Annotated in this window: 10 protein-coding genes; 5 read left to right on the plus strand and 5 right to left on the minus strand. The window is 47.4% G+C overall.

Features of this window, described 5'->3' with window-relative positions; all coding sequences use genetic code 11:
• Window positions 1-110: 110 nt before the first annotated feature.
• On the minus strand, window positions 111-1424 hold the full coding sequence (gene paeA / locus AOT11_RS19120) for a polyamine export protein PaeA (RefSeq protein ID WP_026050658.1): 1314 nt from the start codon (window positions 1422-1424) through the stop codon (window positions 111-113).
• A 497-nt stretch (window positions 1425-1921) separates the two neighbouring features.
• Here paeA and AOT11_RS19125 point away from each other — a divergent pair, with 497 nt between their 5' ends.
• The gene (locus AOT11_RS19125; protein ID WP_017421555.1) at window positions 1922-5659 is read left to right on the plus strand and encodes a M66 family metalloprotease; all 3738 of its coding nucleotides are present in this window, start codon (window positions 1922-1924) and stop codon (window positions 5657-5659) included.
• Between the two features lie 173 nt (window positions 5660-5832).
• On the plus strand, window positions 5833-6339 hold the full coding sequence (def, locus tag AOT11_RS19130) for a peptide deformylase (RefSeq protein ID WP_017421556.1): 507 nt from the start codon (window positions 5833-5835) through the stop codon (window positions 6337-6339).
• Between the two features lie 75 nt (window positions 6340-6414).
• On the opposite strand, the gene AOT11_RS19135 is transcribed toward def, so the two are convergent.
• From AOT11_RS19135 to AOT11_RS19145, 3 genes are read right to left on the minus strand one after another with little or no spacing between them, the layout of a single operon-like run.
• Window positions 6415-7671: a PTS ascorbate transporter subunit IIC gene (locus tag AOT11_RS19135; RefSeq protein ID WP_017421557.1), complete on the minus strand. Its 1257-nt coding sequence runs from the start codon at window positions 7669-7671 to the stop codon at window positions 6415-6417.
• A 9-nt stretch (window positions 7672-7680) separates the two neighbouring features.
• A complete protein-coding gene (locus AOT11_RS19140) occupies window positions 7681-7968 on the minus strand; it encodes a PTS sugar transporter subunit IIB (protein WP_026050659.1) in 288 nt (95 codons plus the stop codon).
• A 52-nt stretch (window positions 7969-8020) separates the two neighbouring features.
• Complete coding sequence (locus tag AOT11_RS19145) at window positions 8021-8464, minus strand: PTS sugar transporter subunit IIA (RefSeq protein WP_011081777.1); 444 nt, start codon at window positions 8462-8464, stop codon at window positions 8021-8023.
• Window positions 8465-8709: 245 nt separating this feature from the next.
• Between AOT11_RS19145 and AOT11_RS19150 the strand changes: the two genes are divergently transcribed.
• Together AOT11_RS19150 and AOT11_RS19155 are read left to right on the plus strand one after the other, a co-directional pair.
• Window positions 8710-9741 (plus strand): LacI family DNA-binding transcriptional regulator, encoded by a 1032-nt coding sequence (locus tag AOT11_RS19150; RefSeq protein WP_026050660.1) that lies wholly within the window; start codon window positions 8710-8712, stop codon window positions 9739-9741.
• Window positions 9742-9840: 99 nt separating this feature from the next.
• A complete protein-coding gene (locus AOT11_RS19155) occupies window positions 9841-11172 on the plus strand; it encodes a ferredoxin reductase family protein (RefSeq protein WP_026050661.1) in 1332 nt (443 codons plus the stop codon).
• A 181-nt stretch (window positions 11173-11353) separates the two neighbouring features.
• On the opposite strand, the gene AOT11_RS19160 is transcribed toward AOT11_RS19155, so the two are convergent.
• On the minus strand, window positions 11354-11938 hold the full coding sequence (locus tag AOT11_RS19160; protein ID WP_223370905.1) for a hypothetical protein: 585 nt from the start codon (window positions 11936-11938) through the stop codon (window positions 11354-11356).
• A 506-nt stretch (window positions 11939-12444) separates the two neighbouring features.
• Between AOT11_RS19160 and AOT11_RS19165 the strand changes: the two genes are divergently transcribed.
• The gene (locus AOT11_RS19165) at window positions 12445-14013 is read left to right on the plus strand and encodes an ATP-binding cassette domain-containing protein (RefSeq protein WP_017421561.1); all 1569 of its coding nucleotides are present in this window, start codon (window positions 12445-12447) and stop codon (window positions 14011-14013) included.
• Window position 14014: the final 1 nt, after the last annotated feature.

A 14014-nucleotide genomic window follows, 5' to 3' on the forward strand; every position in this document is an offset into this window, starting at 1 on the left:
AAGAAGCCCCTGACGATTGGGGCTTCTTTCTTATTGTGGTATTTACCCTAGATAAAAAATCAGCCAAAGCGAAGGGCAATGGCTGATGAAATGGGTTGTGAGTGTTGACGTTATTCCTCGTGGCTTGGATGAGCCTCCACTTCCACACGGGTGACCAGCAGTTGGTCAACTTTGTAGTTATCAATGTCCACCACTTCGAACTTGTAACCAGAGTAAATGATGGCATCCGTTCTGCGTGGGATCTTTCTCAGCATGTACATCATAAAACCGGCGATGGTTTCGTAGTTTTGTGGATGTGGAAACTCGTTGATATTGAGTGCTCGCATCACATCGGTGATTGGCGTAACACCGTCCACTAACCAAGAGTTCGGGTCGCGTGCAACGATTTGTTCTTCGCCTTCGGCCAGCACCCAGGTACCCATCACCGCACTTTGCAGATCGTTAAAAGTGACAATACCGAGCACCAGCGCATATTCGTTCATGATCACGGCAAAGTCCGCGCGGGTATTTTTAAAGTAATCTAACGCTTCTGAAAGGCTCAAAGTGTCAGGAATAATCGGGCAACTCTGCACCATGCTGCTGTCTTTGACGTTTAATGTATGACCGTTAATTAAACGAGTAAGCAGTTCTTTGGAATCGATGTACCCTTTGATGGCATCGAGTTGACCATCACACACCAGAAACTTGTGGTGAGGATCTTCGGCGATCTTCTTTCTCAGCGTCTCTTCATCGTCTTCAAGCGAAAGGAAGGTCAGGCTTTCGCGTGGCGTCATCGCAGAGGTGACGGGCACCGACTGCATTTCAAACACACTTTCCATCATTTTTTGTTCGCCGCGATCAAGCACGCCCGCCTCAGCGCCTGCATCCATCACTGCATAAATATCGTCAGAGGTAATGTCGTCGTTGCGCTCGGCAGGAATGCTCAGCAGTTGGAAAATCAGGTTGGCTAAGCCGTTAAAGACAAAAATAAATGGCTTGAGAATGGAAATGCAGACCAACATCGGGCCGACCAAGGTCATAGCGATTTTTTCTGGCACCGCCATGGCGATGCGTTTGGGCATTAAGTCGGCAAACAAAATAAACATGCTGGTGACTAAAAAGAAGGAGAGGAAGAAACTCACCTGTGCCAACCAAGCTGCTGGGACAACACCGTCAAGAGCGGCTTTGATGTAAGGCGTGAAGGCAGACTCACCCACAATACCGCCCATGATGGCCACAGCGTTAAGGCCAATTTGCACCACGGTGAAGAAGTTACCCGGATTGGCTTGCAGTTCAAGCACTTTGGTTGCGCGCTCATCTCCTTCGTCAGAAAACTGCTTTAAGCGAATTTTTCTAGCGGCGGCAAGTGCAATTTCTGACATAGAGAAAAAGCAGCTAGATAAGATCAGGGCAAAGATGATTGAGAGATTCTCAAATAGACTCATGTTAGTTTCCAAGTTTTCTTCAGGGTTACCACACCGAATGAATGGGAGAGAAAGGGCGTGGTCTGTCTGCTAAACAAATGAGAGGTTCGGACGGGATACTCAGCAAGCGAGATACAGGCTGTTTCTGCTTGTTGGTTCGAGTTCGCCTCGGCTTTGATATTCTATACCTAAGCCGGGAAGAGATGAAGCTGCTCAGCGATTTCTAGTGGTGTTCTTTGTGGGTTAAAATAAGCTAACTTATTGAATTGTTGCACATTTATAAATCCACTGAATTATTGACTGAACCTCTCATATTGAATCTTTTCAGTATGGCATTTTGGAACTGTACTCTCATTCCGTTCAATCTTTATTTTTAAATTGCTTGTCTCATAAATGATAATTAAATCCTAACCTACTTATTAATAACAATATTTCTTAGATTTTCAGAGAAATGTTGTGGGTTAGTGTTGCCTAAATTTGGGCTCAATCTATTCAAATAATAATGAGATAAGCCAATCATGAAGAAAAAACCACTGACACTTCTCATAGCGGGGCTATTGGGAAGCACCGCTGTGTGGGCGCAACCTGAGTTGACGCTGGTACAGATCGGAGAGAAAACCGTCGAGCGTTTGGAATCGATCAAAGCGATGGCTGAACGCGGAGAAGGCGTGTTTGAGCGTGATGGGGAGCGCTGGATTACCTATAAAGATGTGGAATACCGTTTAAGCTATAAAAATGATATTAAGTTCCCATTCCTCCCTTACCAAGGCGGTGACGACACGCCTTATCGTAATGTGATCGATTTTGTGGATGAGAGTTGGGAGTTCATGATGTACAACGGTGGCTTCTATCTTATGAGCCGCGAGTTTGGCGTTTATGAATCGGATGAACAGGGCTGTTTTGTTGAATACATACCTGCGGCACATGGCTCAAAAAATAATGATGGCAGTTACGCATGGGAGCGCGATGTTACCTATCGCACGGAAACCAACGATTGTGGCGATCTGGTTAAACCGAGTCTGACTTCGTTGACGGTATCGAGCGTGTCTGATCTCGGTGCCTCTTTTGATTGGTTAGGTCAAAACCCGTCAGACAAGGTGACACTCACGTTAACCAACTTAAGTGATGAAGAAGATGCTCGCCGCTATGACGCTGTCTCTGCGGGCTTTTTTATCGGCGGGCTCAAGCCTGAAACACAATATGAAGTGGCGCTGCGCTCTTGCAATTCGGTGGATTGTGCTGAGCCACAGTTAGTGCGTTTCACCACTCAAGCCTCTCGTGTTGGTTTTGCCGATGAGATCCCAACCCCGAACCATTTGCAAGGCAGTTTAGAAGGCGGTTTGGGCATCACGCAAACGCACACTTCGGTGGCACCAAATGGCAATGAACTGACAGGGCAAGGCCATTTGGATGTGATCATGAATCGTGACGCGATGCTGCTCTTCACGCCTTCGCAAGGCGAAGAGATCAACCAAATACGTGCTGAAGTACTCCTTGATGGCGAGGTGGTCCACAGCAGCTTGATGCTGCCGCCAAGTGCTCTGGCTGCATCGGATCAGCCTGATAATGGACGTATGAAAGTGGTCTTCTCTCATCATGCTTGGTCGCTGCCACTGCAATGGAATTGGATGAAGCCGGGTCTATCGCTGCGCTTGAGCGACAACTTAGGCCGAGAAGGGGTACTAAGCCAAGGAGAGATCCAATTTGGTGGCGCACCAGAGTTGGTGATTCAAAACATCGACATGGGCATGCTTATTGAGCCGCGTAATCGCAATACCATGATCCAAAACTTACCGACGCTTGCGGCGGATTACTTCCAGAAAATCCCGGCCTCCAAGTTGGTGATGGCCGATTACACGCCAGCGCATTTTCCAATTGTGACGATGCCAAATGGCGTGGTGTACACCGATAAAAGCGCCAGCACAGGTGGTTGGCACAGTGGCGATATGCGCGAAGCGATTGGTAAAGCCATGGTGTCGATTGGCATTAACAATGCCAACGTGGGTATTTTGACCAGCGCAGGTTATACCCAGCAGTACAATCGTCGCTTTAATCACATCACCGCCCATACCAACGTGGGTGTTTACACCAAAAAAGACACCGATCTACCCCAAGTGGTGGTGCATGGTGGCAGTGGTGGTGGTGGCATTGTCACGCTAGAAGCGACCACGGGCAACGAATGGTCACATGAACTTGGCCACAACTATGGGCTGGGGCACTGGCCGTATATGGCGTCGATTCACGATATGGAATCAGGCTGGGGATGGGATGCTTTCTATCAACGTTTTATCGGCAACCTGCATTGGAAAGGCAGTGTGTATACCCAGCAACAAGGGGACGACATTGTTCCGCCATTCAAAGATGCGTTCCGTTTCCTCGTTGATGCTCAAAACGGCGGTGAGCAAGAGTATGTTGGTACGATTAGCCGCTTTACCCTTGAGCACCCTGCTCAGTCGCGCAAAGCTCAGCGTTGGATGAACAGTGGTTTCAACCTTGATAGCAGCAGCCCAAGTGGCTATGTGCAGTGGGATCAAGCAGCGCAGCGTTATCAAACGGTCGAGACCGACACGCCAAAACCACAACAAACGGGTGTGCCAGTGGTGACGTTGTTGGGAATTTACGACCCACTTAATATCAACCCAAGCCAAGTTTATCCGCCGGTGTACTCGAACTACGGTAACGTGTTTGAATTGCCGCGGTCAGAGCAAGGAGAATTTCAGCCAGAGGGTTGGCAAGCCGTCGCTGATTTAACCCCTGAGCAGATTGCCAGCGATGTTTGGCAAACGCTTAGAATCAATGGCGAGCAACAACGCGTGTGTAAATTTACTTACCAAGCTGCCAACGGCGATAGCGCGGTGTTTGTCGGTGGGGTGATTCCACAAACCAACCGATGTGGCACTGGTCTTGATATGCAATGGCATGTCAATCGCGATATGCAATCGGCGCCTGCAGATTACGAGCTGTTGTCTAAGTATGGTGTTGGTGCCGTGACTTACGCGCCAACGCCAGAGGTGGGGGAAGTGACGCTCTGTACACTCAATAAGTCAGGCACCGATCACGATGGTGCGGGTTTTGTGGTGGGTAACAACTGTGAGCAAATCTCAGGTGTGATGCATAAGCATGGCAAGACCTGGCGCTACGCTCTACGTGGTGATGAAGTACTGCGCCCTAACTACCAGACGCAAGGTCAGTGTCAGTTAGATGTTGAGTTTGCAAATGGTGCCAGTGAGCGCGTGCTGCTCAATGCCTCTCGTCATAGTGTCAATGAAAGTAACAAGTTCCACGTTAACTTGCCGATGGATAACGGTGTACCAACATCGGTGGCATTGAGCTGTGCGGATGCCAATGGCGAAACACAAATCGCGCATTTGACGCCGGATCAAAACCCGCCAATTGATCAATTGAAAGGGCCGATCATCATTGGTCAGGAATATGGCTACAGCCAAGTGGTCGACACTACACCTACGTTTGACGAAAACCAAGCGTTGTTGAATGTCGATTTTGCTACCATTGCACAATTTGATGCGTACGTTGCTGAGCACTATGGTCGTGGTACGTTGAATAACGGCGTGACTCATTCTGAACGTCGCGCAGGTGCACTGTATGTTTTCCTTAATCCAGAGCTTGGAACGCGAGACTACTTTGCCATGCGCCAGCAAGATGCAGGGGCATTCCCAGTTGATCAAACCGACAACCAAGATTGGAAATACCTCGGTTCGGCAGAAGAGCATATCAATTTTGCCTTCAATCCACTGCAGTTCGACCGTAGTTCAGAGAGTGCAGTAGAAGCAAAAGTGACCAGTTATTTTGGCTTGTCGCGTCTGATGAGTTGGGATGAACGCGCTGCCACCACATGGCAAACCATGAACAGCGCTGTCTTTGTGGGGCAGGTTGACGGTGAAAATCACTACTTTATCCAGAAACGCCCGGGTGAAGGTGACGCATTCCCAACCAACGGTGAAGCCAATCAAGATTGGTATTTCCTCGGTACTGACAGCACCATTCAAGCTTATCTGGATGAGCTCAATCGTGATTTAGCGAGTTTTGAACGTGCTGTGCTGCAATGGCATCAGCAAGAGGTCATGGGCGAATGGGGCAGCCATGGGCAACGTGGCAAAGTGAACGATATTTATCAGTACGCTTTCCGTGGTGGTTATCATTACTATCGCCTAAAAACCGAGAGTTATGGTTATTTCCCTTGGCCGACCGATGGCAATGCCACCAACCATCAATGGGAATATTTAGGGCAGTTTTGATCTAAATAATCACCACTCACGTAATCAAGCCAGTCGAATTGACTGGCTTTCCTCATTTTAAGCTCAAGAATAAGGAAAACTGGGCATCGATGTTAACCTTAGGTTTACAACGTGGAGAGAAAACACTATCTTACGCCGCGTTATTTTTACTCAATTGATGATTTAAGGAACTCATGGCTGTTTTAGACATTTTAACTGCACCCGATCCACGTCTACGCGTTGAATCAAAGCAAGTCACCGATGTGGCTGCGGTACAAACTCTGATCGATGATCTGCTAGACACACTTTACGCTACAGACAATGGTGTGGGCTTAGCTGCGCCGCAAGTTGGCCGCGAAGAAGCGATTGTGGTGATTGACCTGTCTGAAAATCGCGATGAGCCATTAGTGCTGGTGAACCCAAAAGTGGTGAGTGGCAGCAACAAAGAAATGGGTCAAGAAGGCTGTTTGTCTGTTCCTGACTACTACGCCGATGTTGAGCGTTACACTTCTGTGGTTGTGGAAGCGCTTGATCGTAACGGTAAAGAGTTGCGAATCGAAACCAGCGAGTTTCTCGCGATCGTGATGCAACATGAGATTGACCATCTTTCTGGTAATCTCTTCATCGACTACTTGTCGCCACTGAAGCAGCAAATGGCGATGAAAAAAGTGAAAAAACACAACAAGCTTCGTGCTCGCTAATTGTGTGATGAAAAATGAAAAAGCCGCTTATCTTGAAGCGGCTTTTTATTGGTTTTTTATCGGATTAAGAATGGCTTAACGCACAATCAGACCAAGTAGAATACCGACAGCACCGAAGTCCGCGTCACTGAAGGTGGTGTTGGCAAAGCCAAGATCACCCAGTACTGGCATCAGGAAGACAGGTAGGAAGGTGATCAGCAGACCTTGGGCAAAAGCCCCTAGGATTGCGCCACGGCGACCACCGGTGGCGTTACCAAATACCCCAGCTGCAGCACCAACGAAGAAGTGTGGAACCACGCCTGGAATAATCACGGTTAAGCCCATTACGTACAGTAGGAACATGCCAAGCAAACCCGCAGCAAAACTTGATAGGAAACCCACCAATACTGCATTCGGGGCGTAAGGGAAAACCACTGGGCAATCTAGCGCAGGTTTAGCATTCGGTACGAGTTTGTCCGAGATGCCTTTGAACGCAGGTACGATTTCCGCAATCACCATACGCACACCTTGCAGGATAACGTACACACCACCGGCAAACGTGATGGATTGCATCAGCGCGAACATAAACCAATGTTTACCGCCGCTCACTTCACGCACAAAGTCACCGCCAGCGAAGAGACAAGTCACCATAAAAATGATGCCCATGGTAAACGAGATCGCCACTGGCGTGTCACGCAAGAACAGCAGGCTCTTTGGTACGTTCATCTCTTCAGTCGAGTGTTCTTTGTTACCAAATTTGCTGCCGATAAAGCCAGCCAACACGTAAGAAAGTGTGGAGAAGTGGCCAATTGCAACGTCGTCTGAACCCGTCACTTGTTTCATGTACTTGTGTGCAATCGCAGGGAAGAACACCATCACAGCGCCCACGACCAGTGAACCCAGAGCAATCAGAGGAACGCCACTCATACCGCTAGAAGAAAGGATGGCGGCAACCATCATCGACATAAACAAAGTGTGGTGACCCGTCAAGAAAATGAATTTCCACGGCGTAAAGCGAGCAATCAGAATATTCACCAACATGGCAAAGAACATGATCATCGCCATCTCTTTACCAAAGGCTTCTTGTGCAATCGACACGATGGCTTCGTTGTTAGGAACAACACCAGTGATGCCAAATGCTTGTTGGAAAATAGTGGCAAAATCGCCGAGTGAGCTTACGACCAAGCCAGCACCTGCGCCAAGCACGATAAAACCTAAGATGGTTTTAACAGTACCTTTGATACACTCGGTGACAGGCTTTTTCTGTGCGATTAGGCCGATGAGTGCAATCAGGCCCACCAAAACGGCAGGTTCTGATAGAACGTCATTCATTAAGAAACGAAAGAATTCCATAACGCCCCCTTAAAGTGCGCCAAGTTCTTGAAGTGCAGCAGATAAGCGATCTTTCATTGCCACCTTATCTACCATGTTATCTAGGCTGACAATCTTAGGTTCTACACCCAGAGATTTTAACTGATCGGTGATGTCGTTAGTGCCGATAAAGATGTCGCAATCGGTGCCTTTGGCACTGCCCAGATCAATATGATCAATGGCAGCGTCGACATTCAGATCTTTAACAATCGCTTTAATACTCATTTCCATCATTAGGCTAGTGCCTAAACCATGACCGCAAACAACCATAATTTTCATCATTCTGTACCTTATTGTTTCTTTAAATCTATATAGGGGGTATAGACAGGAGTTAATAGTTCTTGATGACCGCTAGGACATCGTCAGGAGTTTGAGCTTGGCAAATCTGTTCGACATGCTCTTCATTCATAAAAAGTTCTGCCAGTTTTGCAATTGCCCCGACATGGCTATTGCTGTCGGTAGCCGCAAGCGTCACCAGCATTTTTACAGGATCATTACCTTCAGAATCGAAATGAACACCTTGTTGAATAACGGTGATCGCCAACGCCAGGCGGTTGACGCCATCTTCTGGACGAGCGTGCGGCATGGCCATGCCCGGGCCAATTACATAGTAGGGCCCAAGTTCTTGGTGTGAGCGAAAAATAGCGTCGACGTAACGTGCTTCGACTGCACCATTATCAATGAGTGCCTGACACGATTTTTGAACCGCATCTTGCCAATCTGTTGCTTGAGGGTGGACTCGAATAACGTCAGAGGTAATCAGTTCACTTAGCATTGTTGTATTCCGATTTCTGTTGCTGAGATGGCGCTACTCTAACGATGATTTCGGCATAAAAACCAGATTTTGATCACAAATGATAGCGCTATCTGATAGCGCTATCATTAAGTGTGATAGCGCTACCATTTTTGCTAACACATTGAGTTTCATATGCTGGAGTTCAACCTTTCGTAAGCTACACTCTTCAGCATCTCTCCTCTGTGGTAAGATGCCGCAGCCTGCAAATAAGTAAAATTAATCCAATGAGCGAACCTCGAAAACGAAGAAGCACAGGGAGCGTCACCCTAGCCGATGTGGCCAAGAAAGCTGGCGTAGGAACCATGACGGTATCGCGTGCATTGCGCACACCAGAACTCGTTTCAGATAAGTTACGAGATAAGATTCAACAAGTCGTCGATGAGCTTGGCTACATTCCCAATAAAGCTGCTGGTGCACTTGCTTCGGCAGAGAGTTATTCGATAGCACTGATTTTGCCTTCATTGGTGGAGAAATCGTGTGCGCTGTTTTTGCCCTCTTTTCAGCACACGCTCAACAAGGCGGGTTACCAACTCTTGCTGGGTTACAGCGATTATTCGACAGAGCAAGAAGAAAAATTACTCAGCACGTTTCTGGAAGATAGGCCGGCAGGGGTGGTGTTGTTTGGCAGCAGCCACAGTGATCGCACGCATCAACTTTTGCACAGTGCCAACACACAGGTTCTTGAAATCGCGGAACTGAGCAGCGAGCCTCGCTATATGAACATTGGCGTAGATCACTTTGATGTGGGCAAGGTTTGTACCAAACATTTGGTAGAACAAGGTTTTCGTAATATTGGCTTTATCGGTGCGCGTGGGAATCACTCAACCTTGCAACGAAAACTGCATGGTTGGCAAAGTGCCATGATTGAAAACTACCTCACGCCGGATCATTTTCTTACCACTCATGAGGCGCCATCAGCTCAATTAGGGGCTGAAGGTTTGGCAAAGCTGCTGTTGCGTGATTCCACGCTGGACGCGCTGGTGTGTAGCCATGAGGAAATTGCCATTGGGGCGCTGTTTGAATGTCATCGCCGCGTGCTCAAGGTGCCGGGCGATATGGCGATCATCTGTTTAGAAGGTTCCACGCTCGCTGAGCACGCTTATCCCAGCATCAGCAGTGCAGAATACGACTACGATAATATGGGCACACGCGCAGCGGAGAAGTTACTCCATGCGATTAAAGGTGAGCGTTTTCAAGAAGTGACGGATTTAGGCTTTCGACTCAAGCGCAGATCAAGTACGCAAGTGAAGTCGTAACAACAAGCGCATCCTTTACCCAAATTTACATGCTGGCGACGTTGCTTTACGTTAGGATTGTTACTCTAAAATAACCATATAAATAAAGTGGATTTGGTTATGGACAGAGTAAAACAATCGATAGGGATCGCCGTCACCATCATGACGCTTTTGTGGCTGCAAGCCGAGCCTTCGCTTTTCTCTTCACAAAATGTGTTTCAATGGCGCTCAGCCCTTGTTCAGTACTCCGGTATTCTGGCACTTATGATGTTCTCAGTCGCTATGCTGCTTGCGTTGCGCCTTGCCACTATTGAGCGTTGGACTCAGGGGATCGACAAAGGGTATCGGATCCACAAATGGCTTGGCATTGTGGGTTTATCGCTCGGTGTGTTTCATTGGTTTACTTACCATTTACCTAAATGGTTAATCTCTCTCGAGCTGCTGGAAAAACCGCTTCGCTTCGATGGCAGTGGCCCACATGGCCAGCTTTCTGAATTGGGCGTGTGGTTAAAACAAGCGAAACCTGTTGCCATGGCGATGGGGGAGTGGGGATTTTATCTGCTGATTGCCTTAGTCGTGGTGTCATTATGGTCTGCGGTTAAGTACAAATCCTTCCGCTTGAGTCACCAATTGATGCCAGTAGCTTACCTATTGATTGCTGCGCACGCTTTTATTTTGCTGAAAAAAGCGTATTTGGGCACGCCTATCTACTGGATCACGTTATTGTTTTTAAGCGTGGGAAGTTTGGCGGCGCTCTACAGTTTGTTTGGATTGATAGGCAAGAAAGCACGCTATGCAGCCCAGGTAACTCGACTCCATTATTGCCCGAATAGCCAAACGTTGGATTTGACTGTCACGGTTGAAAACAGATGGAATGGGCACAAAGCGGGTCAGTTTGTCTATCTACGATTTGCCGATGAAGAGCCTCATCCCTTTACCATTGCTAGTGCAACGCAAGGCAATCAACTGCGTTTTCTCATTAAAGAACTGGGTGATTTTACCACGGGTTTACGCGATCGAATCCGTGTTGGTGAGCAGCTTGAAATCGAAGGGCCTTACGGTCAGTTTGATTTCTCAGCAAATAAAGCGCAGATCTGGATTGGTGGTGGGGTCGGGATTGCCCCGTTTATGGCCGGCTTAGAGGCCTTAGCCGCAATAGAACATTCCCGACGCGTGCATCTTTTCTTCTGTTGCCAGAAAGTGGATCCGCAGATGTGTGAGGAACTTAAGCGTAAAGCGCACGCTGCTCACGCCTCACTGACCATTATCGATGCGAGCGTGGCCCCTTTATTGACTGCGGAAGACATTGCCAAGCAATGCGGTGACCTGCGCGACTATGATTTCTACTTCTGTGGACCTGTGGCTTTCTCGCATGCCTTAAAGCAAGCGCTAAAACCCTATCGGGTCGATACTCGTCAGCGCTTTCACGAAGAATGGTTTGTGATGCGCTAACAAGAGAAAACGCAGCTTGAAATGGCTGCGTTTGTTGATTTAAACGGTGCTTATATTGAAAATCACGCGTCGTTTCCATTGAGATAAATAACGATAACGTCGTAGAAACAAGGGAAGAGGGCATCTCTTCCCTAAATAACACAGATTAACACCGATTTATTGGTCTAGATTTCGATGGTCTTTAGAACAAAACGGTAAGGTGAATATCGAAGCCACTGCCGTCAAAGGTTTCACCTGTTGAGGATACTTCATACTCGATATTGGTGTATTTGGCACCAACTGCGATTTGGCCAAGAGCTCCAGGCGCAAATGCGTACTCATATTGCACCACCAAACCTGCTGCATCATCGAATTCCACTTCGCCACTGCAGATCCCGCTGACATCACACTCATAGCTAACCGCGGTGTGATAGGTAAACCCTGCGCCTAACTTGTGGTTGCTTAAGCTCTTGAAAACTGTGAACTCAACGGGAACTCGGCTGAATGAGATATCACCGTTTGACGCATCAATAGTGTCAAACTTGTAACCTAGGGTGCCACGCAACAAGAAGTCTTGTGGAAGCGCTAAATCCGCCCCGCCAAAGATCGAAAAACCTTCGTTCGCTTTTATATCATCGCTATCGCCATTGACGAAAACGCCTTCACCCAGTTTATCGCCTCCAAAGCCATATCCAATGCCGACTACTCCTGTCAATACGTTCGCATTTGCATACGAAGAGGCCAATAAGCCCAACAGAAAAACTTTAGATAATGCCAACTTTTTCACACAAATTTCCTTATTGATATTTAACGTATTTTTAATAACTATGCGATTGAAATAATAGGTATATTTTATTTGCATAGAGGCGGGCGAAAATACCACAACACTCATTTGTTGCATTTATGATTTATCAAATACTTATCAATGATCACAAAAAGATTATTATTGATTATTTTGTTGTTAATCATTGCTTTAGCACTACATTATTTAGCTTTTTGTTGTGTATTGATTCATGAGTTGCACTTGACACCTCGTTTGTTCAATTGTTAACCTCTCGCCATCCTTTCTTGCGGAGATAACGCCTACATGAACATCTAACTTCCCTACATTCCGATGATTTTTATTCATTCGGCTCTTGGAGTTAGTCGGCGTTATTGCGTTTCTTTTATTCTCAAATGAGTTTTCATTCCATCTGTGCGTCATGCATTGCTTGATGCCTGTGTTGCCACACGTGATGCTCGTAATTTTGCCTACTGACTTCTTACTTTTCTTTGAATCGTAAGGGGGTCTCTATGCCCGTTATTCACGCACAGCAACTGAGCTATCAATTAAACAGCGGTGAATGGTTATTTCACCATCTTGATTTTCAACTTTACGAGGGACGAACGGCGTTGGTAGGCCGAAATGGTGTGGGTAAGTCTCTCCTGCTGCAATTGCTGGTGGGCCAAAGGACGCCGACATCAGGTTATGTTGTTGCTCATGGCCGAATTGGCTACTACTCACAACAAGCATCCGATCAAAAGCCACAAGGCTCCATTGCGCAATACCTTGGTGTCAGTCAAAAACTGAATGCCCTCAAGCAAATAGAAAAGGGCAGTATGGATCCGCTTCATTTTGAACTGCTGGAAGAAGATTGGCAGATTGAGCACACCACGCAAGCTTTGCTTGATGAGCTTAGGATCACGCAACCACTCGATGCCAGTTGTCAGCAACTTAGCGGTGGACAGCTTGCGATGCTCACTTTAAAGCGCTTATTTTTGGCGGACAACGAGGTGTTGATCCTTGATGAGCCGAGTAATCATCTCGACCACATTGGTAAACAATGGTTGATTGAGCAAATGAGGCTCGAGTCGCGGCCAATCTTGTTGGTGAGCCATGATCGCGCTTTGTTGATGGCGGTGGATCGAGTCGTGCGTTTGACATCCGAAGGGTTGCACTGGTTTGATGGTCACTATGCGCAATATCATCAGCAGTGGCAGGCGCAGCAAGAAGCGGTGACTCGCAAGCTCAATCATCTGCAACGTGAACAAAAAGCAATACAACGCGAGATACAAAAGAGCAAAGAGAAAGCGCAGAAGCGAGAAAGCCAGGGTAAGAAAAAGCGTACGTCAGGTAGCCAACCCAAAATATTGACAGATGGCATGAAAAACAGCGCTGAAAATCGCCGCGCGAGCGCCAACATCAAGGAGCAAAATCAACTTAAGCGAAATCAGCATCTGCAGCACAATTTAAAGCAGAAGTTGGTGCTAGAGGAAGAGCCAAAGTTGTACTTGTCTGAAACGCATGAGCACAAAAAGAGGACGTTGCTGAATGTGAAAGATTATCGAACGCAAGGGCTTACGCACACGCCTCTCTCCTTTCAGCTCAAACAAGGAGAACGCTACCGTTTGTTTGGTGCCAATGGCGTGGGGAAAAGCAGGCTACTGAAAGCGTTGACCGGTCTACATAAGGAATACAGTGGTGAAATTTGCCGTTATGCGCCTGCGGTTTATCTTGACCAACACTACCAAATCATCAACCTTCAGCTCTCTTTGCTGGAAAATCTCACCCACTTTTGCTCTGGGATAACCACCAATGAGGCTCGTCTGTTGCTTGCTGGTATCGGTTTTCGTCGAGAGAGCGTTGATCGGCAAGCGGCACATCTGAGTGGCGGTGAGAAAATGAAATTGGCGATGTTGATGGTAAGCCATGTACCTAACCAGCCTCTATTGCTGTTGGATGAACCGGACAATCATCTCGATTTGGAATCCAAACAGGCATTGGCCCACGCGCTGGCCCGCTACCAGGGCGCATTAATTTTGGTGAGTCACGACGATCATTTTGTCGCTGAAGCGCAAATTACGCGGAGTTGGCATTTGTAAC

Origin of the sequence: Vibrio vulnificus NBRC 15645 = ATCC 27562, assembly GCF_002224265.1 — a bacterium.
GTDB lineage: Bacteria > Pseudomonadota > Gammaproteobacteria > Enterobacterales > Vibrionaceae > Vibrio > Vibrio vulnificus.

Excerpts from the sequence above, each read along its gene's own strand:
- def (WP_017421556.1), top strand. The coding sequence starts at position 5,833 with ATGGCTGTTTTAGACATTTTAACTGCACCCGATCCACGTCTACGCGTT.
- AOT11_RS19165 (WP_017421561.1), top strand. The coding sequence starts at position 12,445 with ATGCCCGTTATTCACGCACAGCAACTGAGCTATCAATTAAACAGCGGT.
- AOT11_RS19135 (WP_017421557.1), bottom strand. The coding sequence starts at position 7,671 with ATGGAATTCTTTCGTTTCTTAATGAATGACGTTCTATCAGAACCTGCC.
- AOT11_RS19150 (WP_026050660.1), top strand. The coding sequence starts at position 8,710 with ATGAGCGAACCTCGAAAACGAAGAAGCACAGGGAGCGTCACCCTAGCC.
- AOT11_RS19155 (WP_026050661.1), top strand. The coding sequence starts at position 9,841 with ATGGACAGAGTAAAACAATCGATAGGGATCGCCGTCACCATCATGACG.
- AOT11_RS19145 (WP_011081777.1), bottom strand. The coding sequence starts at position 8,464 with ATGCTAAGTGAACTGATTACCTCTGACGTTATTCGAGTCCACCCTCAA.
- AOT11_RS19140 (WP_026050659.1), bottom strand. The coding sequence starts at position 7,968 with ATGAAAATTATGGTTGTTTGCGGTCATGGTTTAGGCACTAGCCTAATG.
- AOT11_RS19125 (WP_017421555.1), top strand. The coding sequence starts at position 1,922 with ATGAAGAAAAAACCACTGACACTTCTCATAGCGGGGCTATTGGGAAGC.
- paeA (WP_026050658.1), bottom strand. The coding sequence starts at position 1,424 with ATGAGTCTATTTGAGAATCTCTCAATCATCTTTGCCCTGATCTTATCT.